The organism is Actinomadura sp. 3N407 (assembly GCF_052245875.1).
Lineage (GTDB): Bacteria > Actinomycetota > Actinomycetes > Streptosporangiales > Streptosporangiaceae > Spirillospora.
This window is the reverse complement of sequence record NZ_JBQQBP010000012.1, coordinates 25,218-51,957: the sequence shown is the minus strand read 5'-3', so window position 1 is coordinate 51,957 and position 26,740 is coordinate 25,218. Positions and strand designations below refer to the sequence as shown.

Sequence of the window (26,740 nt, the reverse complement as noted above, 5' to 3'; positions counted from 1 at the left end):
GTTCAGTTCCCGGCGGCGTCGCCGCGAGCGGGCGGCTGCGGATGGAGTCCGCCGGCGGCCACCCGGGCGTGGGCGAGGTAGGTGCTCAACAGGGACGCGTTGCTGCGGGCGTTCTGCAGGTAGATCACCGCGTCGTCCAGGGCCTGGTCGCTCTCTTGGGACGGGCCGCCGTCGGGAACGGTGCTGGCCTGGCCTGCGGCGGCCTCCTCCTGGAGGAACTGTCCGCACTGCTCCAGCACCTGCTTGAGGTCGGTGGCGGCGTCGGCGAGCGACCCGAGGATGGCGGATACGTCGGCGGCGGAGGCCAAACCGGGACGGTCACCCGTGGCGTGGTTCAGTGCCCGGGCCGCTTCACCGATCGCCGCCGCGGCGGCCCGGGTGTCGTCTGGGGTGTGCGGCCCGCCGGGCCGGAATTGCTTGGTCACGGGGCACCTCCGCTGAGGGTGCCTGTGCGAGCGCGGGCATACCAGATCTGTCCGGTCCCGCCGTTCTCGTCGAGTACGACCTCGGTGACGTCCCCGGACTCGACCAGGGCGCGGATCGCCGCCGTGATGTGCGCGTCGACGACGTCGAGGAGCTCATGGACCACACCCCCGTCGGCGCTCGGGTAGATGGCCAGGATCAGTTCACTGGTGGAGCGGGGCTTGCCGTCGGCCAGCGCCGCCAGCACCAGGGTGCGCTCGAACGGCCCGGCGGCCGGGCGGAACATCCGGTTGAGATGAACGGCCAGCAGCGCGAGGGCACCGCCCAGGCTGGGCTGCGGACGCGACCCGGTGACTTCCTGCCCAGCGGGGATCGGTCCGGTGAGGGGGTGCGGCACCGGCAGCACGAACAGGCGGAAGCCACGACCGTGCGGGATGCACCACCCCAGCAGCCGGTCCCTGTTCACCGCGGCCCACACCTGGCCGACCATGTTGTCCCGGGTGGGTTCGGTCGCCACCCGCAGGATCGTCACCCCGCCGGCGAACCCGAACGGCTCACCGGGCAGCGCCGCCGCGGCCGCGAACCCGCCCGGCACCAGCAGCTCCACGACGTCGTCCGGGAGCGTCATTGGGCATCCTTGCGGGGCCGGTCCGGTCGGACGATCAGGGGCGACACGCTCGGCCAGTGCGAATCCAGCGCGAACAGCGGGTTCGTCTCGGTGCCATACCCGTCGCCCCAGCGGACCTTGCCGTATCCGGCGCCGGTGATGATCTGCTCCTCGACACTGCCGTGGTCGTCGGTAGCAACGTTGACCACGATCGGGGCATCATCGTCGAGGCCAGCGATCGCGTCGCGGAGCTGTCCGGCGGTGAAGGCGGGGCGACCGTCCTCGTCGGAGACAGAGCGCCAGGGCACCACTGTCGCGCGCGGAACGTGCTGATCGTTGCTCGTCATGGGGTTTCCTGCCTTGTCGGGGCGGCTGAGTCAGGGACTGTGTCGAACAGGTGCCCTTGCCCAGGATGCTGGCTCTGGGTGACGTTTCTCCGGGCTCTGCTGGAGACGGTGGCGGCGGGCGCCGCTGCCGGGGCGCGGAGCTCGTCGACCGCGTGCGGCAGCCACACCTGGATACGGGTGCGCCGCGCCCGGTCGTTGGTGGGGCTCTCCAGCGCTTTGAGTGGCCGGGTGCAGAAGCACACCCAGGTCGGCATGGGCTCGTCCGGCCACCAGATCCACTCCCACCTGGTGGTGCGGAGCACCTCGTCGCGGATCCGGACGGCGACGTCTTTCGGCAGGATCCAGTAGGCGTTGGAGGGGCTGCCGATGCACAGGATCGGGGGCTTGAACGGCGGCTCGGGCCGCTGTGCGCCCTGGCGGGCCACGACTGTCACCCCTGGCCCTCGAGCGCGCCAATGGCCAACTCGATCAGTTCGGCGCGGGTGAATGCCTCAGGCAGGACGGTCTCAGTGAGCGAAGGGACGAACTCTGCGACCATCTCCCCATCCCGGTACACCGCGTAGGTGCCAGCCTGCTCGGGGAATCTGATCCCCAGGTGGTCGATCTCGTACAGGGCGCCGTCGGGACCGGTGTAGGCGGCGATGGTCTCTGTGTGATCGTAGTTGGCCGCCATGCTCAGGTCCCAGGGGTGTAGCGGGGGCGGGTGCTCTGCGGCCACATCTCCCCGTCGGGGCGGTCACCGGGCAGCGGGACCCGGCGGCAGTTGTCGGCGTGCGTGTTGGCGTCTACGGCAGCGGTGACGGCCGGTTTGGGCGCGGCCGAGGAACCACAGCCCCGGCACTGGAACACGAACTCCGGCTGGCGGGGGCACTTCCCGGCGAGGCCCTGCGGCGTGGAGAAGTGTGTGCTGCTGCGATTCCAGCAGTTCTTGCAGACATCCGGGTTGGTCGACGACGAGTGGAAGGTGGTGTCGACGTTCTGGTCTGGCCGGACGAGGAGGGGGTGCCCGGCGGCCGTCACGTACAAAGCGACGGCGTCGTCGGGAACCTCGAACTGGTCCGACGTCACGCTGGTGGGGTGGATGAGCATTAGGGTGCCCTTCCTAATCAGTCTCACGGAGTCGGCCGTCGCGGCAGACTCCTGGGTTGGTAGCCGTCGGTAGGTGAGCACTTGCTTTTCCTGGACCTGGAGTCCTGATGAAAGATCGTGCCCCTGCCGGTCGGCCGGGAGGATTGATCGCTGCTGGGATGTCGTGCCCGGCCCTTGCGGGCTGTGAGCACTGCTTGATTAGGTCGCCGATGGTTCTCCCGCAGGCTGCTGACCAGTGGTTTCGACGACATCGACGACGGGAGTGAGAGTGCGGCTGTTCGTGGGCGACGACTGGTCCGAAACCCACCACGACATCGAGCTGATGGATACCTCGGGTCGCCGGCTGGCCAGGGCCCGGCTGCCAGAGGGCGTGGCCGGGATGTCCCGGCTGCACGCGCTCATCGCCGAGCAGATCGGCGAGGTCGCCGAGGAGGATGTGGAGGTGGTGGTCGGGATCGAGACCGATCGGGGTCCGTGGGTGCTGGCGCTGGTGGCGGCCGGGTACACGGTGCTGGCGGTCAACCCGCTGCAGGCCGCCCGCTACCGGGAGCGCCTGGGCGTGTCGGGGGCCAAGAGCGACCGGGGCGATGCGCACATGCTGGCCGACATGGTCCGCACCGACGCCCACCAGCTGCGCCCGGTCGCCGGCAACAGCGCCCTGGCCGAGGCGATCAAGGTCGTGTCGCGGGCGCACAAGACGCTGATCTGGGACCGCACCCGCCATCTCCAAAGGCTGCGGCACGCGCTGCGCGACTACTTCCCCGCCGCCCTGGAGGTGTTCACCGACCTGGCCGCCCCCGAGACGCTGGAGCTTTTGGCCAAGGCCCCTGCTCCGGCCGCGGCGGCCCGGCTGACCACAGCGCAGATCAACGCCGCGCTCAAGCGGGCCGGGCGGCGCGGGGACCTGGCAGCCAGGGCCGCCGAGATCCGCACGGCGCTGCGGGGCGAGTATCTGGGGCAGCCGGAGGTGGTGACCGCCGCCTACGCCGCCTCGGTACGCGCCCTGGTCGCGATGCTCACCACGGTCAACGAGCAGATCGGCGTGCTCCAGAGGCAGGTGGAGGCACATTTTGGCCGACACCCGGCCGCTGAGATCGTCCGCTCCCAGCCGGGGCTGGGAGCGGTCCTGGGCGCCCGGGTGCTGGCTGAGTTCGGAGACGACCCCACCCGCTACGCCACCGCCAAGGCACGCCGCAACTACGCCGGGACCTCCCCGATCACCCGCGCCTCGGGCAAGAAGAAGGTGGTTGTGGCCCGGTTCGTGCACAACGACCGGCTGATCGACGCGCTGCTCACCCAAGCGGCCACAGCAGTCCGGTTCTCCCCGGGCGCCCGCGCCTACTACGACCGGCTCCGGGCCCGCGACCTCGGCTACAACGCCGCCCTGCGCCAGGTCGCCAACCGGCTGGTCGGCATCCTGCACGGCTGCCTCAAAACCGGCACGCTCTATGACGAGGCGACCGCCTGGTCGCATCATCACGAGCTTGCTGCTTGACATCGTTCACTCCTGGGATGTCTTTCACGAGGACAGGGCCGATGTCGCGGCGGCGGTCCCGCCATGCGACGGTCGCGGCGACGGCCAGTTGCGCGATGATGAGCGTGAGGAAGAGGGCGGAGTCGAGGAGGTGTCCGCCGGACGTCACGCCGCCCCCTGCCACGCGTTCCAGGACGCCCTCGGCGACCCGGTAGCAGAGGGGCAGAGCGGTGAGCGCCAGAGTGAGGATGCTGAAGGGGTATCCGGCGACCAGCAGCCACGAGTACCAGCGGGCCACCCGCAGGTCGGTCTCGGACCAGGACCGCTCCGGTTCGCGCCGGTCGGAACGTCCGAGCAGGCGGCGCACCCGGTCCCGGACCAGGCTCTTGGCGGCCTGGTGCAGGTTCTCGCAGCCCAGGACCGTGGCCACCAGGAAATACACGTCGGTCTGGAGGTAGAGAAAGAACTGCCAGAGCAGGCGCATCAGGGTGCCGAAGGCCAGGGCCAGGCAGAAGCGGCCGATCCAGGAGAGAGTTCCGTCGGGCCCGCGGAACAGGTCCGCGGCGAGCGTGAGGCCGGCCAGCATGAGGACGTCGGCCAGCATTCCGGCGAGCATCGGCAGGTACCGCTCGCGGCGCGGCCGCATGACCAGCCCGTCGAGGGACGTCTCGAAGACGATGAAGTAGAGCCGGCGGCCCACGGACAGGCGTGACCGCAGGCCCAGCCGGCGTCCGGCGAGGGCGTGGAAGCCCTCGTGGATGAGCAACGCGGGAATCTGGCCGACGAACAGGGTCAGCACGACGAGCGTGTAGTAATCGGTGAACAGGATGTTGCCGTACCGGGGTACGAGATCCGGGGAGCGCGCCATCGCACCGATCCAGAGCAGCAACAGCAGCGCGTAGCACAGCCATGCGAAAGGTGAGAACACGGCCCGGCCCAGCCGCTGCCAGCGGACCTGCCGCCGCACCGGCGCCGGGTCCTCAGGGGAGACCAGGAAGCGCAGGGCGGCGAGGCGGTCGAGGAAGTCGGCGAGATCAACGTCCGCGCCGTACGTCTCCGCGTACCACTCCGCCGCCTGGAGCGGTGTCGAGCCCGCGGCCAGCTCGCGGATGAGTTCCGCACCGTCCGCTGGGAAGACCGCGTACGAGTCGATGTCGGTCCGGCCGACCGTCACCTCCCCGCGGTCGGCGCGGTAGGCGAGGGGATGGACGGCGACTGGCCGCTCCAGATCCCACGGCCGCGTGTCGAACTTGGTCATCGTTCCTCCGGAAGGGGTCCATGGCCGGGCCGGGCGCCGGGGTACGGCGCCCGGCCCGGGGGCTCATGTCGCGATCAAGCAGGCCACTCCCAGGGCGCTGGTGAGGCGGATCGTGCCCGGCTTCCGTACGGCGATCTTCTTCATCGCGGCCGTCTTCGCCGCGGGCTTCGTCTCGGGTTTGGTCATTGCGGTCCTCCTTGAAGGTGCGCGCCGAGAGGCGCATTCGCCGGACGGACCACCCTTCGACCGGCCGTCAGCCGGTCGAAGGGCTCCGATCAGCGGGTGGCCCGTCCTGTCTCATTTGCGGACGCAGCCAAGCCTGGGGGAAGGCGGTTCGGATCCGGTTGGGGAACGGAAGGGGAACGGAAGGGACGCCGGTCAGGCCCTCGGTTCGAGGTGAATACGGCGTTCCTCGCCGGTGAGCTCGCGGGTGCGGCGCGATCTGGCCAGATCGAGCACCCGTCCGCCGGAGCCGCATACCTCACAGTTCCGGATCCGGACGAGGTCGTCGCGCAGTCCAGTACTCAGCTCGCGTCCGAGGAACACTTGCGGGCTGAGTCCCCTAATGATCCGCATGCCGTCGGGAGTGAACACCGCGAGCCCTCCGCTCGCCCCCCAGCCGGTCAGCTCCAGCGGTTCACCGGTGCCCGTGGCTCGCCAGAGCCGCAGGTGGCCCGCCGGCTCGTTGGTGACCAGCCAGACTCCGTCGGGGCTGAATCGCACTCGGCGTACGGTGCTTCTGGCGCCGCGCAGCACGGCCGCCGATTCACCTTGACCGTCGACGTCCCACAGCCGGATGGTGCCGTCCTCCGCCGCCGCGGCCACTCGCCGCCCGTCCGGGCCGAAGGCCAGACCCGTGATGTCGGCCTCATGACCGCGCAGGATCCTCGGCCCCGATTTTCCGGTCAGATCCCATACGACCACGGTGTGGTCGTCCCGAGCGTCGGCCAACAGGATGCCGTCCGGGCTGAGCGCCACATCGCCGTCGGCCCGGCCGGTGGGCGGGGCCTCCCAGCCGGTGAGCCGCGCCATCCCACCCGTCGAGGAGATCTGCCACACCTGCGGCTCCACGCCGTGGGCGCCCGCCGCGATCCGGCTTCCGTCAGTGCTGAACTCCAGGCTCGCCGGGAGGGTGCGCGAATCGACGGGCACGGTGACCGGCGGCCCACCGGTGGTCAGATCCCACAGGCTCAGTGTCCCCGCCCGGCCGAGACCTGCCATCCTCCGGCCGTCCGGGCTCAACGTGACGAGGAAGCCGGCGTCCCGCACGCTCCGCATTTCGATCGGTGCCGCGCCGCGTGCGGTATCCCATACCTGGATCTGGATGTCACTCGGGTTGATGAGCGAGTCAGCGCCCGTACTGACCGCCAGAGTTCGGGTGTCCGCGCTGATCGCGAGCAGCCTGCCGTTACTCGGTGCCGGCTCGCCCGCCGAGACGTCCCACCACTGTAGGGAGCCGTCCGCGTCGACGCTAACCAACGACCGGCCGCCCGGAGCGAACGCGACTCCGCGCGGACTCCCCCCGGATGTGCGCAGCACCAGCGGGTCAAGGTCGCTGCCCGACGTCCAGACGCGGATCACACCGTCCGCGCCGTAGGTCGCCAACCTGGCCCCATCCGGGCTGAACGCCAGGCCGTGCACCCTCGTTGCGTGCCCGGCCAACTCGACCTGCGGGCTCCATTCCCCCTCGAGTGTCTCCAGCGCGTTCCAGACGCGTGGCATGTCATCTTCGGTCGTCGCAACCCACGGCCCGTGCGGACTGAAAGCCACCTGCTGCGGATCGCCTCGCGGGGCCGCGCGAACCAACCGGGGCGAGTGCCGGGTCATGTCCCACAGGTGCAAGGGAAAGCCGCCTCCACCGGTGGCAAGGAGGCGTCCGCTACGGCTGAACGCGACACTGCGGACAGGACCGGCAGGTGCGCGGAGCGCGGTCGCTTCTCCTGGGCTCTCTCCGCGGCCCCCTGGTTCCCAGATCCGCACGCCGTCGTCGTGCGCGCTCGCCACCCTTCCATCCGGGCTGACACTGACGCTGTGGACACCACCGTCGGCGGTTCCCAGCACCGTGGGCGGACCGCCTGCCGTCAAGTCCCACAGCGCTACGTCCCCGCCGAAGCCTCCCGTGACGAGCAGCCGTCCGTCCTCGCTCAATGCGGCGCTCTGTACGTCACGGGCGTGCTCCCCCTGAAGAATCTGCTCGTCACGGCGCAGCCCGGTGCCGTCCAGGCTCCAGATTCTCAGGCCCTTCGCGGCAAAGCCGGAGTCCCAAACCGCGATCTTCCTGCCGTCCGGGGTGGCGGCCATCCCGCCGACCCTTCGCAGGCCGGAAGGCCGGGAGCCGCGCAACCGAAAGTCGGCGACGGCTTGGCGGAGCACGAGGTCCGCCTCTGGTGTCGGTTGTGCCTCGTACGCCTCGATCGCCAGCAGCAGTGCCAGCTCCGGATCCCGCTGGAGCTGGCGGCGTGCATCCGCGGCCAGACTTATCGACGTGGCCCGGCCGCGTTCGACGTCGGTGTTGCCGACCTGGATCAGGGCCAGTACGGTCAGCGCGCTGGCCAGAGCCGCGACGAGCGACAGCCCGCCGTAGCCGAAGCGGGTACGGCGGGCGGCTCGGGGGCGCTCGGCGGACGCGCTCGTGCGGCTCGCCGCCAGAAAGGCACGCTCCAGCTCGCTCAGCGGGGCGAAGTCCTCGTTGTTCCAAACGGCGAGGCGGTCGCCTCGATACAGGTAGTCTTCGCCACGCCCGTTGCGATCCCATTCGGTCGCGTCGGAGGTGAGCCGCTGGTGACGCGAGAGGGCTTCGCGGTCGTCGGCCAACCATTCTCGGAGCCTGGGCCAGCAGCGGAAGAGCACGTCATGCGCGACGGCGACCGTGTCGTGGTCCAAGACGACGAGCCTGGTGGCGGCGATCCGGTTGAGCACGGCGCCCACCTCGTCCGCGGGCCCGATGCCGGTCAGCTCGTCCCGTTCGATCCTGCGGCCGGTGGCGGCCGCGCCCGGCGCGGTCAGGCGCAGCAGTATGGCGCGGAGCAGGTGCCGCCGCCCGGTGTCCAGATCCTCGTACAGTTCCTCCGCGATCCGCGCCATCACGCCGGTCAGGCCGCCCATCGCCTGGTAGTCCGCCACTCGCAGGACATCTTCCTGCTGCCGGTCCCAGGTCTCCCGCAGCGCGTGCGCCACGAGTGGGAGCGCCCCCACTTGATCGGAGGACTCGGCCAGGACGGTGGCGACCAGATCCGCGTCAACGCTCAGCCCGACCCGGAGCGCGGGCTCGGTGATGATGGCGCGCAGCTCCTGCCCGACCATGGGCTTGAGCGGCAGGCAAACAGCCCTGCGGAGTGCTGCGGCCAGGCCCGCATGTGCCATGCAGCGCTTGTAGAAGTCGGAGCGAACGCCGATCACCAACGCCGGGCCGTTCTCGGCGGTGACCAGGGCACTCAGCCCGTCGAGGAACTCGTCTCGTTCTCGCTCGTCGGCGCAGAACGTGAAAACCTCTTCGCACTGGTCGACGATCACGACGGCCGACGCGTCCGTATCAACGGCCTCCAGCAGGGACAGCGGGTGCGCGCCGGGGTTGATCAGGTCCGCGGACGTGCCGTCGGTGGTCAGCCGCGCGAGCAGCCCGGCCCCGAGCAAGGATGACTTGCCGCTGCCCGAGGCCCCCAGTACCACCGTGAGCCGTGACCGCCGCACAGCCTTGGACAGATCTTCCAGTACCCTGTCTCGGCCGAAGAACAGGTCCGCGTCCTCGGCACCCAGCGGGAGCGGTCCCGGGTACGGGCAGCAGCGCCGCGACCGTTCGAGTTCACGCGCCGCCAGGTGCCAGCGTTGCTCCCATTCGGCGCGGTCGCCACCACAGGCAACCGCGTACGCCAGGGTCACCTCGAGCGTGGGCAGCCGCATCCCGGTAGCCGCTTCGGCAAGGGTGGTCCTGGAGAAGTGCGCACGCAGGGCGAGTTCGCGGTAGCTCGGCCGCCCTGCCCACTCCCGGAGCAGGCGCAACTCCCAGGCAAGCCGCTCGATCGGCCCGGCGAGCGGGTCCACAGGTTGTTCTGGGCGCCCCAATCCTTCGCTCCCGTTGTCCGGACTCGTCGGGGAGTTGTCAGGAGTCCTCGGCGACTCATTTCGGACATTGTCCGCGCTCTAGATCTTAGAGAGCCGGTCGTCGTCCGTACAGAACGGATAACTCGAGGAGGCGAGTCATGAAGTTCCACGTACTGGGACCGTTGGAGCTCCAGACAGGGCAAGGAACCGTTCCGCTGCCACCCAAACTGAGGGATCTGCTGGCGATACTTCTCTGCCAGCCCAACCTGAAGATATCGTCCGACCGGCTGATCGACGCGCTATGGCCGTGCACCCCGCCGCGTACAGCGGCCAAGACGATACAAGGTTACGTCCACTACTTGCGCAAGGCCGTGGGAACCGACCGGCTGAAGTCCCGCTCACACGGTTACGTCCTTGTCGTGCGCCCCGGCGAACTCGACGCCGAATCCTTCGCCGCCCGGATCGAGTCGGGTCGTGCGGCCATCGCCGCCGGCCTGACCGACGATGGGACGGCGGCGATCCGGGAGGCCCTGACTCTGTGGCGGGGCGTTCCATACGAAGGTCAGGAGCATCTCCCGCCGGTACAGGCGGAAACCTTCCGCCTAACCGAACTCCGGCTCGCGGCAACGGAAGAACAGGCCGAAGCCGAACTGTCCCAAGGTCGGCCTGCGGGGCTCGTCGGCGAGTTGTACGGGGTCGTCACCGACTATCCGTTCCGTGAGCGACCTCGCGCCCAACTCATGCGGGCCCTCCATGCGATGGGCCGCACGGCGGAGGCTCTCAAGGTCGCCCGCGAGGGCCGCAAGGTGCTCGCGGGCGAGCTGGGTCTCGACCCCAGCCCCGCCCTCCAACGCTTGGAACACGCCATCCTGACCCACGACCCTTCCCTCGGTGGCCTGGCGTTGCAAACGCAAGAGAATCCGTCGCGCATGCACGGGCCCCAGCCGGAAACGCGCCCGAGACGTTAGCCTCGATCCTTCGTGCGGTCGGTCGGGTCGCGACCTTCGTTTCTGTTAGTTCGAACCCGACCGTCGCATCGGGTGGCAGCCCCGCCAGTATGCGCGCGTCATCGCATCCCCACCCAACTGCTGTGCGAATCCGACCAGTTCACGTCCACGGGAGGTGCCGGCCGTAGCGTGGATCCGGTCGATGACCGGGAGGGTGGAATGAGCCATCGGACGGCCTATGTCCTGCGGCTGGTGGACGGATCATGCTGGACGATGGGCAAGAAGTGGGGGGATTGGTACCTCGCCCGGGAAGGCGATCGTGATCGGATCGTCGAGTCGATCCTGCGCGATGGGATGGTGGTCAGCGACGACCGCGCACGTGACTTCGTGGACACCGGGTTCTGCCGGGGCCTCGTGCTCGATTTCGTCACGCGACGATATCGCTATTTCAACCGCGACGATGCGCTGCAGCACGGCGTCGGGTACGTCGAAAGCGCTGCGCTGCGGCTGGCTTCGGCTCCCGAATGGGAGGGCTGGGAGGTCGGCTATGCCTGGGGCGGGCGTGAGGGTCTGGTAGAGGCCGTGCCGGAGGCCGGACCGGTGGTCGCCCGGGAGGCCGTCGAGGAGGGGAACCCCTGGACGCCGTACTGCCCTCCAGGGACGGCTGGTTCGTGGACTGGGATCCATTCCAACGGGAGATGACCGTTCTGTACAACGCGCAGAGCCTCATATATTTCGGCCATGAGTGCAATGCGGTCGTGAGCATCATCAAGCCTGACAGCACCGTTATGGATTATCAGCTTGAGTTGGGGAAGATCGTGCCCTTTCTGGCGCACCATGGACAATCTCTGGTGGCGGCGTTGTCGGCCCATCCGCCTTATCCCCTGGTGCACGAGACGCTCGTCGCCTCGGGTGCGGTGATCGATCTGCCCGCACGCCGACTGCGCTACTGGACCCCGCACAGCGTTCCGCCCCGGCTCCTGGCGGACCTGACCGCCGCATGGCCGGGCTGGTCCGTCGAGCGACTGCCTCTCGGGTATACCGGGCATGTGGCCGTCACGGGCCGCCCCGGCGACGAGGAGCTGATCGTGACGGATGCCGACCTGCGTACCCGCATCGGATGGACCGAGGATCTCATCGAAATCTGGAACGATCAGCGCACCGCGTTCCCTGAGGAGCCAAGGCCTTTGAGACCGCCTCGGGTACGCGTGATCAAGGATTCGTGAAACGACGCCGGCAGCGGGCGGGCACCGGCATGCCGGTCACCAGGCGCGTCTCCGCGCGCCGGGCGCTCTTCAAGCCGAGAGAATCCGGGGCCCAGCCGATCCCAGGAAGATCGTGGCTAGTGGACGGACTCGGCTTGGGGCGGGGCGTCGGCGGCTGTGGTGTCGGCTTCGGTGGAAGGCGGGCGCCGGAGGGCGGTCACGGCGAGTACGGCGAGGGCGAGGGTCACGGCGGCGCTGATTCCGGCGATGGCGTTCAGGCCGTCGGTGAACGCCTGCTGGGCCGTTTCGAGCAGTTCGGCGGCCTGCTGGGGCGGTAGCTGAGCGGCGGCGGTGGTGGCGCCCTCGATGGTGCCGCGGGCGGCCTCGGCCATGTCCGGCGGAACGCCCGCCGAGGCCGGGACGGGGTCGGCCCGGCGGTAGACCAGCGTTCCGACGCTGCCCAGGGTGGCCACGCCGAACGCCAGGCCCAGTTCGGTGCTCGTCTCGGAGATGGCCGACGCGGAACCGGCCTTCTCCGGTGGGGCGGAACCGACGGCGAGGGCGAGGAACAGGACGACCAGGGCCGCGCCGAAGATCCGGTGCCGGAAGAGCCGGAGCTCGATCAGCGGGTCGTCGAGCCCGCGCTGCCGCCGGCAGAAGACCGTCCCGGCGGCGACGCCGGCCAGGACGATGACCAGGCCGGTGAGCACCCCGCTTCCGTGCGCGATCCGCTTGACGCCGTAGACGATCGCCAGCATGGCCGCGATCGACAGCACCACGCTGGTCACGTCCACGCGGCCGGGCGCTGCGGCGCGGTACTCGGGGAGCAGGACGGGCGCGGTCACCAGCAGGACGCCCATCACCGGCACGGCGATCAGGAACACCGAGCCCCACCAGAACGATTCCAGCAGCGTTCCACCGGCCGCCGGGCCGAGCGCGACACCGCCGGACAGGCACGCCGCCCACACACCGATGGCCGTCCCCCGCTGCCCGGGATCGCGGAACATGTTGCTGATCAGCGCCAGGGTGGACGGCATCAGCGTCGCTCCGGCGATCCCCAGCAGCGCCCGCGCGACGATCAGCGTTCCGGCGCTCGGCGCGTACGCGGCGGCCACCGACGCGACGGCGAACGCCCCGGCGCCGAGCACCAGCAGCCTGCGGCGGCCGATCCGGTCGCCCAGCGTCCCCATCGCCACCAGGAATCCGGCGATCATGAATCCATAGACATCGGTGATCCACAGCAGTTCTGTCCCGCTCGGCCGCCAGCCGCGGAACCGCCAGGTAGAGGACGGTGACGTCCATGGCCAGCAGCAGTGTCGGCAGCGCGAGCACCGCCAGCCCGATCCACTCCCGTGGACCTGCGGAAAGGGTTTCCTGCGCCGGTGTCCCCCGGCTTGCCGAACGGGTCATGCGGCCACGCTAAAGTCTCACATGGATGTGAGAGTCAACCCCTGGACGGTGATCGCGCATGCGCATCGGCGAACTGGAGCGGCGCACCGGAGTCAGCCAGCGGCTCCTGCGTTACTACGAGGAGCAGAACCTGATCCGGCCCGAGCGGCGGCCCAGTGGCTACCGCGAATACAACGAGGCGGACGTGACGACCGTCGGGCACGTCCGTACCCTGCTCGCCGCCGGGCTGTCCACGGCCACCATCGCCGACGTACTGCCCTGCCTGGCCGGCGATGGCGCCGATCTCATCGCGGACTGCCCGGAACTCCTGCTCGACCTCCTACGGGAACGAGAGCGCATCAGAACCGCCATCCGCGAACTGGAGGCCGCATGCGGCACTCTGGACACCGTCATCGCGACCGCGCCGCCCGAGATCGAACGAGAGGTCGACGCCCTGCTGAACGAGAACGCCGGCACCACCGAACAGACCTTTCCCTGATCTGGGGATCACGCAGTTCGGTGACCGTCACGGGCGGTGTTCGAGGCGGGTGCCCCAGCGGTGCGCGGCCCCTGACCCGCAGCCGAACGCTGAGCGGCGGTGAACTCCGCTCGCCGCATGGTCTCGGCCGGCCGCACCGCACCTAGGTGGGCGCCCGGTTCCGCCGCATACCCCGCCGGTCGGCAGCAAAGGCGGCGGCAAGGCCGCGGTCACGATCGCCCACACGCTCATCGTGATCATCTGGCACGTCTGCAGGATGAGGTCGCCTACCCGTGACCTGGGCGCGGACTACTTCACCCGCGACGACAACGCCGAAGCCGGGAACGCGGGCTGATCGGCCAGTGGCAAGCCCTCGGCTTGTGAGGTCACCATCCAGGCCGCCGCCTGAGCACAGCACCCATCCCAGCACCAGGCACCCAGATCACGGGCCGGGTCCGCTGCCGCGTGCGCGGCTTGGGACCGGTTTCGTGTCAGAGGCGTCTCGTCGGCGTACAGGTAAATGTGCGGATTGGTCGGCGGGATGGCTGTTCTGGTGCGGCCGGACATCACGATCGATCGTCTGTGCCAGGGGTGAGGAGTGGCTGGGCCGTGGCCACCTCATGACTGCGGAAGGGTAACTCACCAAGGGCTGAGCGCCCCCAGCCGGAGGGACCCGCCTTTCACTCGGCTGGGGGACGACGTCGGTCGATGATCTCCGTAGCGTCCTCGGGCATGAGAGCAAACCGTTGTTCCCGCGGTGTGGGAACGGTCGCGATCGCGGTCGCCGCGATGGGCACCATCAGTGCATGCGGCGACGGCCGGGGCCGGGGCGGCGTCGATGCCGCCCTCCAACACGCTGATCGCCCGGCCGCGGCGACGGTGCACGAGCGCACCGATCCGTCCGTCCAGAGCTTCCTGGAGACGACATTGCCGCAGGGGCCCGGAGGCACGGTCGTCGCAGCCCGTGACGGCAGGCTTTTGCACTGCAGAGGCTTCGGCATGGCCGACCAGGAGAAGAAGATCCCAGCGCGCTGCGACACCGCCTACGACATCATGTCCATGACCAAGCAGTTCACCGCTGCCGCGATCATGAAGCTGGAGATGATGGGCAAGCTGCGGGTGACCGACCCGATCAGCACATTCCTCGGCCCGGTGCCCGCGGACAAGCAAGGGATCACGTTGCATCACCTGCTGGCGCATACGGCGGGGTTGAACGACGATGAGAGCGGCGACGACTACGATCCGGTCTCGCGCGACGGCATGCTGGACGTCGCGCTGAAGTCCCGGCTTCAGTCCGCTCCGGGCGCCGCGTTCCACTACTCCAACCTGGGATACAGCGTCCTGGCGGCGATCATCGAGAAGGTCTCGGGTGTCGGCTATGAACGCTTCCTGGCCAGGCACCTGTTCGCGCCGTCAGGGATGGCGCGGACCGGGTACGTCCTGCCGCGGTGGGACCGTGACCAGGTCGCCGTGGAGTACGACGAGCACGGCAGGCCGCAGGGCAGACCGCATGAGCACCCGTGGGCCGCTGACGGGCCGTACTGGTTCCTACGCGGCAACGGGGGCCTGCTGTCCACACCGCGCGACATGTTCCGTTGGCATCGCGCACTGGAGGGCAACAAGGTTCTGTCCGGACGCGCCAAGCGCAAGATGTTCAAGCCGCACGTGTCCGTCGGCGTTCGGCATGGCCACAAGGTCCACTACGGATACGGCTGGGTCGTCATCCGTGCCGGCGGCCGCCACATCGTCGAGCACGACGGCGGGAACGACTGGTCGTTCGGCGAATTCGCCCGCTTCACCGACCCTCGCGTGATGGTGTTCTGGATCACCAACCACGCCTACCGGCAGGGAAAGTGGAACCTCCACGAGCAGAACACGGAGCTGACGTTCGGAATCGAGGAACGCGCCCGTGACTGAGCCACACGGCGAGCGAGACCGGCGGATCGCCATTCTCCACATCGCCGGTGAGCATGCGCGTCAGCCGCTCGGCCGACCGGCGCGCCAGCTCGCGCACCGCAGGGTCGTCCGCGGCGGGCGGGACCAGGCACCCGGAAACGCCGGACCCGTCACCGCCCCAGGCCCAACCATCGCTCCGCCTGGTTCAGTCAGGAGGAATGGTTGCGCTCCCCTTCGACGATTTCGAGCAGGGACGTGGCCCGTTCTCAGCCGGGCGCCGATTTTGACCGCTTCGTCGCGGCCGGCTTCAAGTGTTTCCCTGCTGGGAAATCTGAACTTCGTGGCCGTCCGGATCCGTGGCCTTGATGTAGGTTCCCCATGGCTCGCGGACCGGATCGGTCACGGTTACACCCGCATCCCGCAGTTGTCTCACCGTCGCATCGACATCGTCGCAGGTAAAGGTGAGATACGCGCCTTCCCCCGGCTGTTTTCCAAACTCGGCCGCGCTGGACAGGACAATCGATGTCTGGCCACCCGGAGGCAACACCTCGATCCATCGGGCCCCGGGCCACATCTCCGCATCGACGGTCTTGGTGAAGCCGAGCTTGTCGACGTAGAACTCCAGCGAACGTTGCTGATCGCCCACATACATCACCGCATGGTTAACGTGCGTGATCATCCGTCCCCCTCCGAGTCATGATTGCCCGCCCATAGGGCGTTCTTGTGATCGTACCTTCGGCGTCCTGGCCGCACCCGGCGGCCAGCAGCATCAGCCAGCCGATGACTCGTACCACCGCGACGCGCACAAGACGTAGCGCCATAGCCGCCGACGGTGCCCCATGCTTATGAAGCTCGCAGCCGGACCACGGGACGATCCGCAGGCCCGCGACGCGTTGGTGTCGGCGCTGGTGGCCTTCGTCGGCATCACCGCCTCCCTCATGTGCCACCGCCAACTCACCAAATGAGACGACGTCTTAGGGCTCGCCGAGAAATGACACGCAGACCTCGGCTCTGGGCCTGCGACATGTGCTACACCCTGATGACCTGCCGAACAGGCACCTCACCAACCGATGGACCAGCGACGACAACACCTGGAAATGGTCCCCGCCACGGTGCTGATCCGGTAGCGGAACCCCAGGTGACGGCATGAAAACCGAGTTTCGAGCGGGACACCGTGCTCAGCGTCGAAGGAGACCTGGCCTGCCTGGTCGCCGATCGTTCGCAGCTTCGATGTGCCGAAGGGCCGGGAGCTCCACGTCGACCATCGCCCCAGGCGCGGACGCGGCGATCGGAGGCTCGGTGAACCGTTCGCCCCTCTGCTCGCTACCCATTCTCAGACGGAGGAGGTGAGCGGATGGCGCGGCCCGAGCCGGGCGGCGACGAGGCGCTGTTGCGCGCGGTCGCCGCCGGAGACGCGTGCGCGCTGACCCGGCTCTATGAGCGGCACGCCGGGGCGCTCTACGGCTACCTGTACCAGCTGGCCGGCGACCGGATGACCGCCGAGGAGATCCTCCAGGACACGATGCTGGCGGTCTGGCGGTCGGCCGCCGCCTTCGAGGGCCGCTCGAAGGCGACCACGTGGCTGTTCGGGGTCGCCCGCCGCCAGGCGCACAACCGGTTGCGCGGCCGGTACGGCCCGGAGACCATCGGCGTACCCCTGACCGATCGGCCCGACCACGGCGCCGGCCCCGACGAGTTGGCGATCGCGGCGGCGGGCGGCACACCGGTGGCCGCGGCCGTCGGGCGGCTGCCCGACCACCACCGCGACGTGATCGCCCTGGTGTTCGTGGCCGGCCTGCCGCTCGCCGACGTCGCCGAGGTGCTCGCGATCCCCGTCGGCACGGTCAAGAGCCGGTTGCATCACGCTCGGGCCGCCGTCGCCGCCGCGCTCACCGCCCAGGAGGTGCCTGAATGAAGGAGATGCTACCCGCGTACGCCGCCGGCTCACTGTGCGGTGCGGACCGCGACCGGGTCCGCGCACACCTGGCGGACTGCGCGCGCTGCCGCGCGGACCTGGCCGCCTGGCGGGCGATCGCGGATGCCGCTGCGCCGGGCGAGGCGGCTCCGGAGGTCACGGGGATGGTGCGGGCCGTGCTGATCCGGAGCGCGATCGAGGGGCCCGCCGACCCGCCGGGCGGCGGTCCCCGGAGGAGACGCCCGCGTTACGCCGCCGCGCTGGTCGTAGCCGAGGCCCGGCTGATCCGGCCGGCCGTGCCCGTCGCCTCCGCACTGGTGATGGCGCTCGGCGTGATCATCGTCCTGGTTCAGGCGGCGGCCGTTGCGCGGCCCGCAACCGGCGCAGAGGTGGTGCTCGCGCTGGTCGCCCCGATCGTGGCCGCAGCGGGTGTCGCCGGCACGTACCGGTCACGACGCGACCCGGCCACCGAACTGGTCGCCGCCACCCCGACGGCCGGCCCGCTGTTGCTGCTGGTACGCCTGGCGCTGGTGTTCGGGTACGACCTGGTGCTGGCGGTGGCGGCCTCCGCCGTGCTGACCGCCGCCGCGGCCGGCGGGGCGGCGAGCCTGCACGCGCTGATCGCCGCCTGGCTCGGGCCGATGGCGCTGCTGTCTTCTGTCAGTCTGCTGGTCGCCGTCCGGTTCGGGCCGGACGTGGCGCTCGGCGCGGCCATCGGGCTGTGGGCGGTGCGGGTGCTAGCGGGCGGCGTGTTCGCCCGCGACGACTGGCCGGCGAGGTTCATCGTGGACGCCTGGTCCACGAACGCGGCGGTCCTCGCCGTGAGCGCCGTGTTCGGGATCGCCGCGGTGATGATGGCCGGGCGCATTGGTCCTTACGACGGTGAACCGCCCGGCGGCCGGCGCGCTACCCATCAGACATGAGACCGATGACGCTGTGGCGGTACGAGGCGCGCCGGGCGGGATGGGCGGCCCTGCTCGGTCCGCCGATCGCCGTCACGCTAGGCGTCTCGGCCGCGCTCGCCAACCCGCAGCCGGGCGACACCACGACGGCCCGCATCCTGCTCGGCACCCTGGAGATGGCGGTGCCGCTCGCCGCCGGTGTCGGCTGCGCCTCGCTGGTCGGACGGGATCCGGCCGTGGAGCTGCAGCTGGCTGCGCCCACGCCGTACCGCGTCACGCTGCTGCGGCGCATGGCGGTGACGCTGGGCTGGGCCGCGGTGGTCGCCGGGCTGGCCGCGGCCGTGCTGATCGCGACCGGCTGGTGGGCGCGCTGGCCGGCCAACCACGGGCCGTTCGCCGGACAGCTCGTCTGGGCAGCGCCGACCGTCGGCCTGGGGGCCGTGGGCTTCGCGGCCGGCGCGGTGTTCCGCAGCCCGGCGGCGGGCGCCGCGCTGGTCAGCACGCTCTGGACGGTCCAGCAGTTCTTCGCCGACCTGGCGCAGCAGCACCCGCCGGGGCGGCTGCTCTACCTGTTCGCCACGACCCGCGGCACGGTGCCCGGTGACTGGACCGAGAACCGGCTGGCGCTGCTCGGCGCGGCGGCCACGCTCGTCGCGCTGGCCCTGATCGTGCTGGCCCGCTCGGAACGGCTCATCGGCGAGGAGGCAGAATGACCAGCCAGACCGCGCACACGCTCGGCGCGAGCTTCAGGTACGAGTTCCGCATGCAGTTCCGCAAACGGTCGGTGTGGATCGTGCCCGCGCTGACCGTCGTACTGTTCCTGCTGATCGGCGGGAGCCTGCTGCGTGACCTGTTCGCCCCCGCCGAGCGACCGGCCGAGGCCAGGACCGCCGTCGTCGGCCTGGCGGTCCAGGTGCACGCGCTGCTGTCGATCGGGTACGGCTGCCTGCTCGCCGACCGGCTCGTTCGCGACGACCGGCTGCGGGTGGCGCCGCTCCTGGACGCCACGCCCGCCCGGCCAGGTGCCCGGCTCGTCGGCAAGTTCCTCGGTGCGGGCGCCGCGACGGCCGTACCGATCCTGGCGGTGTACCTCGGCCTCGCCGCGGCGTACGCGGTGCACACCGGCGCCCCGCACGCGCTCGGCTGGGCCCTGGCCGCATGCGCCGTGGTGATCATGCCGGGCCTGCTGTTCGTGGCGGCCTTCGCGCTGGCGGTACCCCTGATCATGCCGGCGCCGCTGTTCCGCGTGATCTTCGTCGGCTACTGGCTCTGGGGCAACGTGGTCGCGCCGGACATGATGCCGACACTCGCGCGGACCCTCATCCACCCGCTCGGCGGCTACCCGCTCGACGCGCTGCTCGACTTCCACGGCATCGACGGCGGCGAGACCTGGGCCGGCCCCGTCTCCGGCGCCACGCTGAACTTCCTGCGGCCGGACCCGACGCCGACGACCGCCTGGCTGTCCATCGCGGTGCTGCTGGTGCTCGCGGCCGCCGCGCTCACCGGGGGCCACGCGGTACGCGCCCGCCGAGCTTGACCTCACCCCAACGACGACCGAAGGAACCCCGATGCGGATCGAGATCTCCGGGCTGACAAAGACCTACCATGGCGGGACGGCCGCCCTCGACGGCCTGGACCTGGTCGTGCCCACCGGCATGTTCGGGCTGCTCGGCGCGAACGGCGCGGGCAAGACCACACTGATGCGCATCCTCGCCGGCCTGGTACGGCCGACATCCGGCCGGGCCACCGTGGGCGGGCACGACATGAGCACGGGCGCGGGGCGCACCGCCGTGCAGCGCGGCCTCGGCTACCTGCCGCAGGACCTCGGCGTCTATCCCGACCTGACGGCACGCCAGTTCCTGGACTACCTCGCGCTGCTCAAGGGCATGGACGGCCGTACGGCCCGCCGCCGGCGGGTCGCGGAGCTGCTCGAGGTGGTCTCTTTGACCGGGGACGCCGACCGCCGGCTGCGCGCCTTCTCCGGCGGGATGCGGCAACGGGTCGGCATCGCTCAGGCATTGCTCGCCGACCCGCAACTGCTGATCGTGGACGAGCCGACCGCGGGACTCGACCCGGAAGAGCGGATCCGCTTCCGCACCCTGCTCGCCCAGTTCGCCGACCGGCGCACCGTGCTGCTGAGCACGCACATCGTCGACGACATCGCGCAGACCTGCCGCGAGGTGGCGGTGCTCTCCAGGGGCCGGCTCGTCTTCCGCGGCACGGTAGACGAGCTGACCCACCGCGCGCGGGGCCGGGTGTGGTCGGTCATCACCGAGGGGCCGCCGCCGGCCGAGGGTACGGTCGTGTCCGCGCTGCCACACGAGGGCGGCATGCGGTACCGGATCGTTGCGTCCGCGGCGCCGGGGCCGCAGGCACGGCCGGTGGAGCCCGCCCTCGAGGACGGGTACCTGGCGCTGACCGCACGGTGAACCGCGCCCGGCCGTCGGGATCGGCCCGCCCGGCCGGCCCGACGGCCCCCCACCTGCCGCGGAACCGAACAGCATCCAGGATGAAACGCTTGAAACGCTCTTTTGGGTGGCCATATGGGTATTTTCCCCCTCCCCCCTCGGTAGGTCCGCCGCGCATGCTGGTTGCAATGCACCCCGCAGCACCCTGCACCAACGAGAGTCAGACCATGTGCCAGCACCAGCCGACCTGCCCACGCGCCAGCGCAGCCGATCATGACGCCGCCCGCCTCCTCGCCTACCACCCGGAACAGGGATGGGGCCTGCTCTGCAACGGGATCGTCATCTTCGACGACCAGGGCGAGCTGCTGCCCGACGGGCAAACCCTTCCCGCTCAGCGGTCGAGCGCACTCGTCGCCGCGGTTGTGAGTTGATCGCGATCCGGGAAGGAATGCACGGCGACCATGGCCCACGCACCACCGGAGACGGAAAGGCGGAGGGCGGAGCGCCACCGGCCCGCCGTGAAGGAACCGGACGCCGAGGCGGCGTGCCCGTCCGATGTTCGCCACCCGACCACCTCTGGAGCAAAGTGATGACCTTCGGCCAGGAACGCTTCCCGCTCTGGGGCGGAGTGGCCACGGTGATGGTGGAGGATCTCGACCGGCTCAGCGTGGCCCGTCGGGCCGTCGACCACGTGATCGCCGACATCGACGCCGCCTGCGGCGCCTTCCGAGGCGACTCGGACCTGGCACGGGTCAACGCCGGCTCCGGCCGCCCCGTGCCGGTCGGCGCCACCTTCCACGCGGTGCTGTGGACGGCCCTGCACGCCGCGGAGCTGACCGGAGGCCTGGTCGACCCGGTCGTGGGCGCCCCCCGGGGAGACAGCCGGTCGGTCGTGATCGACGAGCCGCCGGGCACGGTGACGGCGCCCGCCGGGACGACCCTCGACCTCTGGCCCATGGGCACCGCGTTCGCCGCCGACCGTGCCGCGGAATCGGCCGCGGGCCAGGCCGGATGCGGCGTGTTCGTTTCGCTTCCCGGTGCCATCGCGGTGGCCGGGCCGGTCCCCGCCGCGGGCTGGTCGGCGCAGGTGCCCTATGGTCACGGCGGAGGATCGTACGGCGCGCCTCGCCACGGCGAGGACATCGTGCTGCGAGCGCCCGGCGGGCTCGCCACCTCCAGCCTGGTATCGCCGGTCCACACGACGGACGACGGGCGGGCCGTTCGCCACCCCCTGGATCCGCGGTCGGCCGTGCGCGCGCACCGGCCCTGGCGTACGGTCTCGGTCATCGGCTTGGGCTGCGTGGCCGCCAAGACGGCGAGCATCGCCGCCCTCGTCTCGGGACATGACGCCGCGGCCTGGCTGAGCTCCCGGGAGTTGCGAGCCCGGATGGTGCACGCCGACGGCCGGGTGGCCACGGTCGGATGCTGGCCCGCCGAGCCCTGCCCGGCCACGGCGCCCGATGGCGACGGGCGGCTGGCCCCGGCCTGCCACAGCGCCGATCCCTCGTGAGCCGATTCCAAGTGAGGGAAGCGCGCGCGGATCATCCGCTTACGTCATCGAGCGCGTAGGCGATCGCGCCGTCCAGGTCGAGCCTCGATCCGGACCGGTAGGCGGTGGTGAACGCCCGCTCCCCCAGTTCCCGGCGGGCCTGGGCGTCGCAGTCCCGATGCGAGTGCGCGAGGGCCCGCAATCCCAGAGGCGGGATGTCGAGGGCACGCCAGAGCCTGCCGGCGGCGCCCAGCAACCGGGCGGCCCGCTTGTGGCGGCCATCGGCGCCGGCGGTCCAGGCCAGCGTCTCCAGGCACTGGATCAGCCCCCACCGGTCGCCGATGCCGGCCAGCAACGTGGCCGCCCGCCTCATCCTGGCCTCGGTCAGGCGCGGGTCGCCCTGCCGCCAGGCCGCGTATCCCAGGGTGATCTGGGCGTATGCCTGGACGATCGGGGCGCCACGAGCCTCGGCCATGGCCAGGAGGTCCTCTCCCAGAGCGGCGGCTTGGTCCGGGCTCCGGGCCGCCACGCCGAACGAGGCGGCGTAGTACAGGTTGACGGCGGTGGCATGGGAGTCGCCTCTGGCCTGGTGGTGGGCGCGCGCGTCCTGCAACAGCGAGAACCCGCGCCCGGTGTCGCCGATCGACAGCGCACTGATGCCGGCGGCCTGGTGGGCGAACGCGAGGGCCGTCCGGTCCCCTGTGCGTTCGGCCACGAGCCGGCACTCGTCCGCCAGCAGCCTCGCCGCACCGAGGTCGTCCTGGTAGGCGGCGAACAGGGCGTTGACCCAGAGGGCCATCGCGCGGGTGACGTTGGGCTGTGGTACCAGGTCCAAGCCGCGTTCCAGCCAGTTCCGGCCCTCGTTGAGAGCACCGGCAAGGAGCCAGGCCGCCCACAGCGCAAGCGCGATCTCCAGCCCCGCCGCGGGGTCGCCCTGCCGCCGGAAGCACAGATCCAGGGCCAGACGCATGTTGGGGATCTCCGCCAGCGTCGCCCGATAGCGGGCGAATTGGTCGGGGACCAGCAGGTCGATCCGGTTCCGCTCGGCCAGGCGCCGGTAGTGGTCGCGGTACCGCCGGTACAGCGCCCGCTCGTCGCCATGGGCCAGCCGCTCGCGGCCGTAGGCGCGGATGCTCTCCAGCATGCGGTAGCGGGCTCCGGTATCGCCCCGAATGCTGATCAGGATGGATTTGTCGACCAGGCCGGCGATCACGTCGAGCACCCCCTCGGGCGCGACCCCGTCACCCGAGCAGACCGCCTCGGCGGTCTCCAGGTCCACCCCGCCGGGGAACACCGACAGCCTCGACCACAGCCGCCGCTCGCCGGGCGTGCACAGCCCGAAGCTCCAGTCCATGGTCGCGTACAACGTCCGGTGCCGTGGCAGGGCCGCGGTACGGAGACCGGCCAGCACGTCGAAGCGCCGTTCGAGCTCGCTCACCAGTTCGTCCAGCGGCATCGTGCGCAGGCGTGCGGCGGCCAGTTCGATGGCCAGCGGGAGCCCGTCCAGACGCCGGGACAACTGGGCGACGGCGGGCGCGGTCGCCGCGTCCACCGCGAACCCCGGCCGCACCTCGGCCGCCCGCTCGGCGAACAGGCGCACCGCCTCGCTCCGCGCGATGCCCCGGACATCGGTGCCGGCGGGCGGGACCTCCAGCGCGGGCACCACCAGTACCTGCTCGCCGGCCACCCCCAGCGCCTGCCGGCTGGTGGCGAGGATCCGCAGCCGGGGAGCACCGCTCAGCAGCCTGGCCGCCAGCTCGGCGCATTCCTCCAGCAGATGCTCGCAGTTGTCCAGGACGAGCAGAAACCGTTTGTCGGCCAGGTGATCCACCAGGATCGGCATGACCCGCCGCCCCGTATCGCGCAGTCCCAGCGCGGCCGCCACCGTCGGTTCGAGGAGACGAACGTCCTCCACCGTGGCCAGATCCACGATCTCCACCCCGGCCGGGAACCGCGCCCGCAGCGACCGTGCCGCCCGGCGCGCCAGCCGGGTCTTACCGACCCCGCCCGCGCCGGTCAAGGTCAGGAGCCGTGTCCTGGGCAGCAGGCGCCTCACCTCGGACATCTCCCGAAGGCGTCCGACGAAGCTGGAGCCCTCGACCGTGGGGTGCTCTGCGGTAACGTCTTGACCAGGCATTTCGCCTCTTCACCCGGAGGGCCCTGCGCCGTCTCCGTGCTCCTTGTCTCTGACCCAGGCGGCGATCTGGGCGCGGGAGTTGAATCCGAGCTTGTTCATGATGTGCTCGATGTGCCCTTCGACGGTGCGCTGGGAGATCACCAGCGCCGCCGCGATCTTCTTGTTGCTCGCCCCCTGGGCCACCAGCAGGGCGATCTCCGTCTCCCGGGGGGTCAGCGGAGACGAGCTGTCGGCGTCCTGGGACGCGGCGGCAGCGGGCACCGCCTCCCCGAGGCCGTAGGCGAGCCCTTCCTCGTACGGCATGCCGGCGCCGCGCCCGAATTCCGTGAGGAACGCCGCCGGGCCGAGGGCCCGGCGGGTGTCGTCCACGCACGCGTCGTGATAGTGAGCAAGGTGTCCGTAGCCCGACAGGGGAGCGCCGACCGCCTTCCAGACGCTCTCGGCGATCCCCAGCAGCCGGGCCGCCCTCGAATGCTGCCCTTCGGTGGCCGCGATCCAGGCCAGCACCTCAAGGTTCACCCCGATCCCGAGGGGATCGTCGAGCGAGTGGTTGAACCGTAGGCTTTCCCGCTCCATCGCGGTCGCGCGGGCGGCGTCTCCCTGCCGCCACACCTCGACCCCCAGCGCCATCATCGTGTAGGCCCTGTGCCAGCCCTCCCCGTAGGCGTCGCACACGGCGATGCCCTCCTCGCCGATGGAGATGGCGAGCGCCGAGTCGCCCAGGAAGGAGCGGGCCAGGGACAGCCTGATCAACGCCAGAGCGCGGCCCACCGGGTCCCCGGTGGCGGTGTGGCGGGCCACGGCCTCCTTGTAGAGGGTGATCGCGGTCGAGGTGTCCTGCCGGTACATGGCGATCATCCCTGAGAAGAGAGCCACATAGCCGAGAACCGGCTCCAGCCCCAACTCCTCCCCGATGGCCTTGCTCTCCTCCAGCATCGCGGCGGCGGCCTCGGGCTCGGCCTGAATGATGGCGAGCCAGCTGTTGGACCACAGCGCCCGGGCCCGGACGTCGCTCGTTCCGGTGTCGGAGGCCAGCGCCCGGTCCAGCCAGCGGCGCCCCTCGGCCAGGTAGTAGCTGGTGATCCAGTGGTACAGCAGGTCCGCGGACATGCCCAGCCCGATCCTGGCCTCGGACGGGTCGGCCAGGCAGTACTCCAGCGCGGAGCGCAGATTGGCGTGCTCCAGCTGGAGCCGGCCGAGCCAGGCGACCTGGTCGGGTCCGAACAGCCGGACGCGCGCCTCGGCCGCCAGTCCCCGGTAGTAGTCGCGGTGGCGGCGCTGGAGCACGGCCGTCCGGCCGGATTCGGCGAGGTGCTCGCGGCCGTACTGCCGGATCGTCTCCAGCGGCCGGTACCGGACCGCGGTGGGGTGCTCCTCGCGGGTCAGGATCGACTTCTCCACCAGGGCGGTGATCAGCTCGACGACCTCCGTGCGGGCGATTCCGTCGCCGGAGCACACCTCCTCGGCCGCCTCCAGATCCAGGCCGCCGCTGAAGACCGAAGTCCTCTCCCACAGCGCGCGTTCCTTCTCGGTGCACAGGGCGTAGCTCCAGTCGATCAGTGCTCGGAGCGTCTGGTGCCGGGGCAGGGCTGCCCGCGATCCCCCGGTGAGCAGCCGGAAGCGATCGTCCAGCCGGTCCAGCAGCTGCTGGACCGAGAGGACCCGGAGCCGCACCGCCGCCAGCTCGATGGCGAGCGGGAGGCCGTCCAGCCGCCGGCAGATCAGTTCCACCGCCTCCCGGTTGGCCTCGGTGACCGCGAACCCCGGCAGCACGGCTCGGGCCCGCTCGGTGAACAGCTGCACCGCGTCCGAGGTCGCCGGCGTCCTGGCCGCCGCGCGCGGGCCGAGGCCGTGCAGCGACAGCGTCGGCACCGAGAGCGTCTGCTCGCCGACGATCCCCAGAACGTGGCGGCTGGTGGCCAGGATCCGCAGCTCCGGGGCCGAGCGCAGCAGCGTCTCGGCCAGGATGGCGCACTCGTCCAGCAGATGCTCGCAGTTGTCCAGGATCACCAGCGCCCGCCTGTCCCGCAGGCGCTCGACCAGTACCTCCATCGGCGGCCGGTTGGAGTGATCACGGATCTCCAGCGCCTCCATGACCGTCGTGATCAGCAGCTCGGGCTTCTCCAGATGGGCCAGCTCGACCAGCCACACGCCGTCGGGGAAAGCCCGCCGCAGGACCGCCGCCGCCCGCGTGGCCAGCCGGGTCTTGCCGACCCCGCCCACGCCCGTCAAGGTCACCATCCGCGACGCCGCCAGCAGGCGCCGGATCTCGGCCAGCTCCCGCCGACGCCCTACGAAACTGGTCGCCTCGGCAGGCAATCTCGACTGCCGGCTGCTCGTGGCGCTCGATGCCGCTGTTATCGTCACCACCTCGCCCCGCATGACCGTGCGTTGCACCTCGCCGATCAATTTCCACCCTATTCCCCCGCGCTTCCGCTTGAACGTTCACCGGGCGGCCAGAATGTGTTGATCGAGTACGAGGGCCAGGCACATGAGCCATGTCGCTGAAAATGGACCTCCTCGACCGCGTCTTCATCAGCCACCAACGTTCGCGGGGGACCCATCACCCATCGGCGGCCCCGCCTGCACGCGGTGATCGGCATTGACGCAGGGACGACCTCGTGCGCGACGCCGACCATCTCGTCCACGTCCTGGCCGGCGAACTCGACCTCCCCGACGACGTGTTCGCCTGCACGCATCCGATCCGCTCCGGGCGCCCCCGTCTGGCCCTGTCG

26 protein-coding genes are annotated in these 26,740 nt (G+C 70.6%); 13 read left to right on the top strand and 13 right to left on the bottom strand.

Features of this window, described 5'->3' with window-relative positions; translation table 11 throughout:
* Nucleotides 1-2: 2 nt before the first annotated feature.
* The 6 genes from ACTWPP_RS27695 to ACTWPP_RS27670 are packed head-to-tail and all read right to left on the bottom strand — an operon-like array spanning nt 3 to nt 2,466.
* On the bottom strand, nt 3-425 hold the full coding sequence (locus ACTWPP_RS27695; protein ID WP_443107311.1) for a hypothetical protein: 423 nt from the start codon (nt 423-425) through the stop codon (nt 3-5).
* A complete protein-coding gene (locus tag ACTWPP_RS27690; protein WP_443107310.1) occupies nt 422-1,051 on the bottom strand; it encodes a hypothetical protein in 630 nt (209 codons plus the stop codon). Before ACTWPP_RS27690 ends, ACTWPP_RS27695 begins: the two co-directional genes overlap by 4 nt.
* Complete coding sequence (locus ACTWPP_RS27685; RefSeq protein WP_443107309.1) at nt 1,048-1,377, bottom strand: DUF6225 family protein; 330 nt, start codon at nt 1,375-1,377, stop codon at nt 1,048-1,050. Before ACTWPP_RS27685 ends, ACTWPP_RS27690 begins: the two co-directional genes overlap by 4 nt.
* Nucleotides 1,374-1,811: a hypothetical protein gene (locus ACTWPP_RS27680; RefSeq protein WP_443107308.1), complete on the bottom strand. Its 438-nt coding sequence runs from the start codon at nt 1,809-1,811 to the stop codon at nt 1,374-1,376. Before ACTWPP_RS27680 ends, ACTWPP_RS27685 begins: the two co-directional genes overlap by 4 nt.
* Nucleotides 1,808-2,050 carry a hypothetical protein gene (locus ACTWPP_RS27675; protein WP_443107307.1) on the bottom strand — a complete coding sequence of 81 codons (243 nt, stop codon included), beginning with the start codon at nt 2,048-2,050 and terminating at the stop codon, nt 1,808-1,810. Before ACTWPP_RS27675 ends, ACTWPP_RS27680 begins: the two co-directional genes overlap by 4 nt.
* Before the next feature lie 2 nt (nt 2,051-2,052).
* The gene (locus ACTWPP_RS27670) at nt 2,053-2,466 is read right to left on the bottom strand and encodes a hypothetical protein (RefSeq protein WP_443107306.1); all 414 of its coding nucleotides are present in this window, start codon (nt 2,464-2,466) and stop codon (nt 2,053-2,055) included.
* A gap of 268 nt (nt 2,467-2,734) precedes the next feature.
* On the opposite strand from ACTWPP_RS27670, the gene ACTWPP_RS27665 reads away from it, so the two are divergent.
* A complete protein-coding gene (locus ACTWPP_RS27665; RefSeq protein WP_443107305.1) occupies nt 2,735-3,961 on the top strand; it encodes an IS110 family transposase in 1,227 nt (408 codons plus the stop codon).
* Here ACTWPP_RS27665 and ACTWPP_RS27660 read toward each other — a convergent pair.
* The 3 genes from ACTWPP_RS27660 to ACTWPP_RS27650 all read right to left on the bottom strand — a co-directional run bounded on the left by ACTWPP_RS27660 (nt 3,897) and on the right by ACTWPP_RS27650 (nt 9,239).
* The gene (locus ACTWPP_RS27660) at nt 3,897-5,198 is read right to left on the bottom strand and encodes a hypothetical protein (RefSeq protein ID WP_443107304.1); all 1,302 of its coding nucleotides are present in this window, start codon (nt 5,196-5,198) and stop codon (nt 3,897-3,899) included. The genes ACTWPP_RS27665 and ACTWPP_RS27660 overlap by 65 nt on opposite strands.
* 63 nt (nt 5,199-5,261) lie before the next feature.
* Entirely contained in the window at nt 5,262-5,384 is a 123-nt protein-coding gene (locus ACTWPP_RS27655) for a hypothetical protein (RefSeq protein WP_443107303.1), read from the bottom strand.
* Between the two features lie 192 nt (nt 5,385-5,576).
* Complete coding sequence (locus ACTWPP_RS27650; protein WP_443107302.1) at nt 5,577-9,239, bottom strand: nSTAND1 domain-containing NTPase; 3,663 nt, start codon at nt 9,237-9,239, stop codon at nt 5,577-5,579.
* Nucleotides 9,240-9,397: 158 nt separating this feature from the next.
* On the opposite strand from ACTWPP_RS27650, the gene ACTWPP_RS27645 reads away from it, so the two are divergent.
* The 3 genes from ACTWPP_RS27645 (at nt 9,398) to ACTWPP_RS27635 (ending at nt 11,412) form a co-directional block, all read left to right on the top strand.
* Nucleotides 9,398-10,207: an AfsR/SARP family transcriptional regulator gene (locus ACTWPP_RS27645; protein ID WP_443107301.1), complete on the top strand. Its 810-nt coding sequence runs from the start codon at nt 9,398-9,400 to the stop codon at nt 10,205-10,207.
* 168 nt (nt 10,208-10,375) lie between these two features.
* Nucleotides 10,376-10,888, top strand: coding sequence for a hypothetical protein (locus ACTWPP_RS27640; protein ID WP_443107300.1), 513 nt, complete (start codon nt 10,376-10,378; stop codon nt 10,886-10,888).
* 56 nt (nt 10,889-10,944) lie between these two features.
* Complete coding sequence (locus ACTWPP_RS27635; protein ID WP_443107299.1) at nt 10,945-11,412, top strand: hypothetical protein; 468 nt, start codon at nt 10,945-10,947, stop codon at nt 11,410-11,412.
* 116 nt (nt 11,413-11,528) lie between these two features.
* Here ACTWPP_RS27635 and ACTWPP_RS27630 read toward each other — a convergent pair whose 3' ends face one another.
* A complete protein-coding gene (locus tag ACTWPP_RS27630) occupies nt 11,529-12,605 on the bottom strand; it encodes an MFS transporter (RefSeq protein WP_443107298.1) in 1,077 nt (358 codons plus the stop codon).
* Nucleotides 12,606-12,859: 254 nt separating this feature from the next.
* On the opposite strand from ACTWPP_RS27630, the gene ACTWPP_RS27625 reads away from it, so the two are divergent.
* Together ACTWPP_RS27625 and ACTWPP_RS27620 are read left to right on the top strand one after the other, a co-directional pair.
* Nucleotides 12,860-13,279 carry a MerR family transcriptional regulator gene (locus ACTWPP_RS27625; protein WP_443107297.1) on the top strand — a complete coding sequence of 140 codons (420 nt, stop codon included), beginning with the start codon at nt 12,860-12,862 and terminating at the stop codon, nt 13,277-13,279.
* A 711-nt stretch (nt 13,280-13,990) separates the two neighbouring features.
* Nucleotides 13,991-15,175 (top strand): serine hydrolase domain-containing protein, encoded by a 1,185-nt coding sequence (locus ACTWPP_RS27620; protein ID WP_443107296.1) that lies wholly within the window; start codon nt 13,991-13,993, stop codon nt 15,173-15,175.
* A gap of 286 nt (nt 15,176-15,461) precedes the next feature.
* Here ACTWPP_RS27620 and ACTWPP_RS27615 read toward each other — a convergent pair whose 3' ends face one another.
* Nucleotides 15,462-15,833, bottom strand: coding sequence for a VOC family protein (locus ACTWPP_RS27615; protein ID WP_443107295.1), 372 nt, complete (start codon nt 15,831-15,833; stop codon nt 15,462-15,464).
* 675 nt (nt 15,834-16,508) lie between these two features.
* Here ACTWPP_RS27615 and ACTWPP_RS27610 point away from each other — a divergent pair.
* The 7 genes from ACTWPP_RS27610 to ACTWPP_RS27580 all read left to right on the top strand — a co-directional run bounded on the left by ACTWPP_RS27610 (nt 16,509) and on the right by ACTWPP_RS27580 (nt 21,889).
* The gene (locus tag ACTWPP_RS27610) at nt 16,509-17,069 is read left to right on the top strand and encodes an RNA polymerase sigma factor (RefSeq protein ID WP_443107294.1); all 561 of its coding nucleotides are present in this window, start codon (nt 16,509-16,511) and stop codon (nt 17,067-17,069) included.
* Complete coding sequence (locus ACTWPP_RS27605) at nt 17,066-17,992, top strand: zf-HC2 domain-containing protein (protein ID WP_443107293.1); 927 nt, start codon at nt 17,066-17,068, stop codon at nt 17,990-17,992. Before ACTWPP_RS27610 ends, ACTWPP_RS27605 begins: the two co-directional genes overlap by 4 nt.
* Complete coding sequence (locus ACTWPP_RS27600; protein ID WP_443107292.1) at nt 17,989-18,684, top strand: hypothetical protein; 696 nt, start codon at nt 17,989-17,991, stop codon at nt 18,682-18,684. Before ACTWPP_RS27605 ends, ACTWPP_RS27600 begins: the two co-directional genes overlap by 4 nt.
* Nucleotides 18,681-19,508 carry an ABC transporter permease gene (locus ACTWPP_RS27595; RefSeq protein WP_443107291.1) on the top strand — a complete coding sequence of 276 codons (828 nt, stop codon included), beginning with the start codon at nt 18,681-18,683 and terminating at the stop codon, nt 19,506-19,508. Before ACTWPP_RS27600 ends, ACTWPP_RS27595 begins: the two co-directional genes overlap by 4 nt.
* Nucleotides 19,509-19,539: 31 nt before the next feature.
* Nucleotides 19,540-20,400, top strand: a complete 861-nt coding sequence (locus ACTWPP_RS27590; protein ID WP_443107290.1) for an ABC transporter ATP-binding protein — start codon at nt 19,540-19,542, stop codon at nt 20,398-20,400.
* A gap of 206 nt (nt 20,401-20,606) precedes the next feature.
* Nucleotides 20,607-20,810 (top strand): DUF5999 family protein, encoded by a 204-nt coding sequence (locus ACTWPP_RS27585; protein WP_443107289.1) that lies wholly within the window; start codon nt 20,607-20,609, stop codon nt 20,808-20,810.
* Between the two features lie 158 nt (nt 20,811-20,968).
* Complete coding sequence (locus tag ACTWPP_RS27580) at nt 20,969-21,889, top strand: FAD:protein FMN transferase (RefSeq protein ID WP_443107288.1); 921 nt, start codon at nt 20,969-20,971, stop codon at nt 21,887-21,889.
* A gap of 31 nt (nt 21,890-21,920) precedes the next feature.
* On the opposite strand, the gene ACTWPP_RS27575 is transcribed toward ACTWPP_RS27580, so the two are convergent.
* Nucleotides 21,921-23,933, bottom strand: a complete 2,013-nt coding sequence (locus tag ACTWPP_RS27575) for an ATP-binding protein (protein WP_443107287.1) — start codon at nt 23,931-23,933, stop codon at nt 21,921-21,923.
* An 81-nt stretch (nt 23,934-24,014) separates the two neighbouring features.
* A complete protein-coding gene (locus tag ACTWPP_RS27570; RefSeq protein WP_443107286.1) occupies nt 24,015-26,246 on the bottom strand; it encodes a LuxR C-terminal-related transcriptional regulator in 2,232 nt (743 codons plus the stop codon).
* Nucleotides 26,247-26,740: the final 494 nt, after the last annotated feature.

Excerpts from the sequence above, each read along its gene's own strand:
- ACTWPP_RS27615 (WP_443107295.1), bottom strand. The coding sequence starts at position 15,833 with ATGATCACGCACGTTAACCATGCGGTGATGTATGTGGGCGATCAGCAA.
- ACTWPP_RS27685 (WP_443107309.1), bottom strand. The coding sequence starts at position 1,377 with ATGACGAGCAACGATCAGCACGTTCCGCGCGCGACAGTGGTGCCCTGG.
- ACTWPP_RS27570 (WP_443107286.1), bottom strand. The coding sequence starts at position 26,246 with ATGGTGACCTTGACGGGCGTGGGCGGGGTCGGCAAGACCCGGCTGGCC.
- ACTWPP_RS27660 (WP_443107304.1), bottom strand. The coding sequence starts at position 5,198 with ATGACCAAGTTCGACACGCGGCCGTGGGATCTGGAGCGGCCAGTCGCC.
- ACTWPP_RS27590 (WP_443107290.1), top strand. The coding sequence starts at position 19,540 with ATGCGGATCGAGATCTCCGGGCTGACAAAGACCTACCATGGCGGGACG.
- ACTWPP_RS27610 (WP_443107294.1), top strand. The coding sequence starts at position 16,509 with ATGGCGCGGCCCGAGCCGGGCGGCGACGAGGCGCTGTTGCGCGCGGTC.
- ACTWPP_RS27625 (WP_443107297.1), top strand. The coding sequence starts at position 12,860 with ATGCGCATCGGCGAACTGGAGCGGCGCACCGGAGTCAGCCAGCGGCTC.
- ACTWPP_RS27595 (WP_443107291.1), top strand. The coding sequence starts at position 18,681 with ATGACCAGCCAGACCGCGCACACGCTCGGCGCGAGCTTCAGGTACGAG.
- ACTWPP_RS27580 (WP_443107288.1), top strand. The coding sequence starts at position 20,969 with ATGACCTTCGGCCAGGAACGCTTCCCGCTCTGGGGCGGAGTGGCCACG.
- ACTWPP_RS27690 (WP_443107310.1), bottom strand. The coding sequence starts at position 1,051 with ATGACGCTCCCGGACGACGTCGTGGAGCTGCTGGTGCCGGGCGGGTTC.
- ACTWPP_RS27620 (WP_443107296.1), top strand. The coding sequence starts at position 13,991 with ATGAGAGCAAACCGTTGTTCCCGCGGTGTGGGAACGGTCGCGATCGCG.
- ACTWPP_RS27670 (WP_443107306.1), bottom strand. The coding sequence starts at position 2,466 with ATGCTCATCCACCCCACCAGCGTGACGTCGGACCAGTTCGAGGTTCCC.
- ACTWPP_RS27600 (WP_443107292.1), top strand. The coding sequence starts at position 17,989 with ATGAGACCGATGACGCTGTGGCGGTACGAGGCGCGCCGGGCGGGATGG.
- ACTWPP_RS27630 (WP_443107298.1), bottom strand. The coding sequence starts at position 12,605 with ATGATCGCCGGATTCCTGGTGGCGATGGGGACGCTGGGCGACCGGATC.
- ACTWPP_RS27605 (WP_443107293.1), top strand. The coding sequence starts at position 17,066 with ATGAAGGAGATGCTACCCGCGTACGCCGCCGGCTCACTGTGCGGTGCG.
- ACTWPP_RS27655 (WP_443107303.1), bottom strand. The coding sequence starts at position 5,384 with ATGACCAAACCCGAGACGAAGCCCGCGGCGAAGACGGCCGCGATGAAG.
- ACTWPP_RS27645 (WP_443107301.1), top strand. The coding sequence starts at position 9,398 with ATGAAGTTCCACGTACTGGGACCGTTGGAGCTCCAGACAGGGCAAGGA.
- ACTWPP_RS27675 (WP_443107307.1), bottom strand. The coding sequence starts at position 2,050 with ATGGCGGCCAACTACGATCACACAGAGACCATCGCCGCCTACACCGGT.
- ACTWPP_RS27585 (WP_443107289.1), top strand. The coding sequence starts at position 20,607 with ATGTGCCAGCACCAGCCGACCTGCCCACGCGCCAGCGCAGCCGATCAT.
- ACTWPP_RS27575 (WP_443107287.1), bottom strand. The coding sequence starts at position 23,933 with ATGTCCGAGGTGAGGCGCCTGCTGCCCAGGACACGGCTCCTGACCTTG.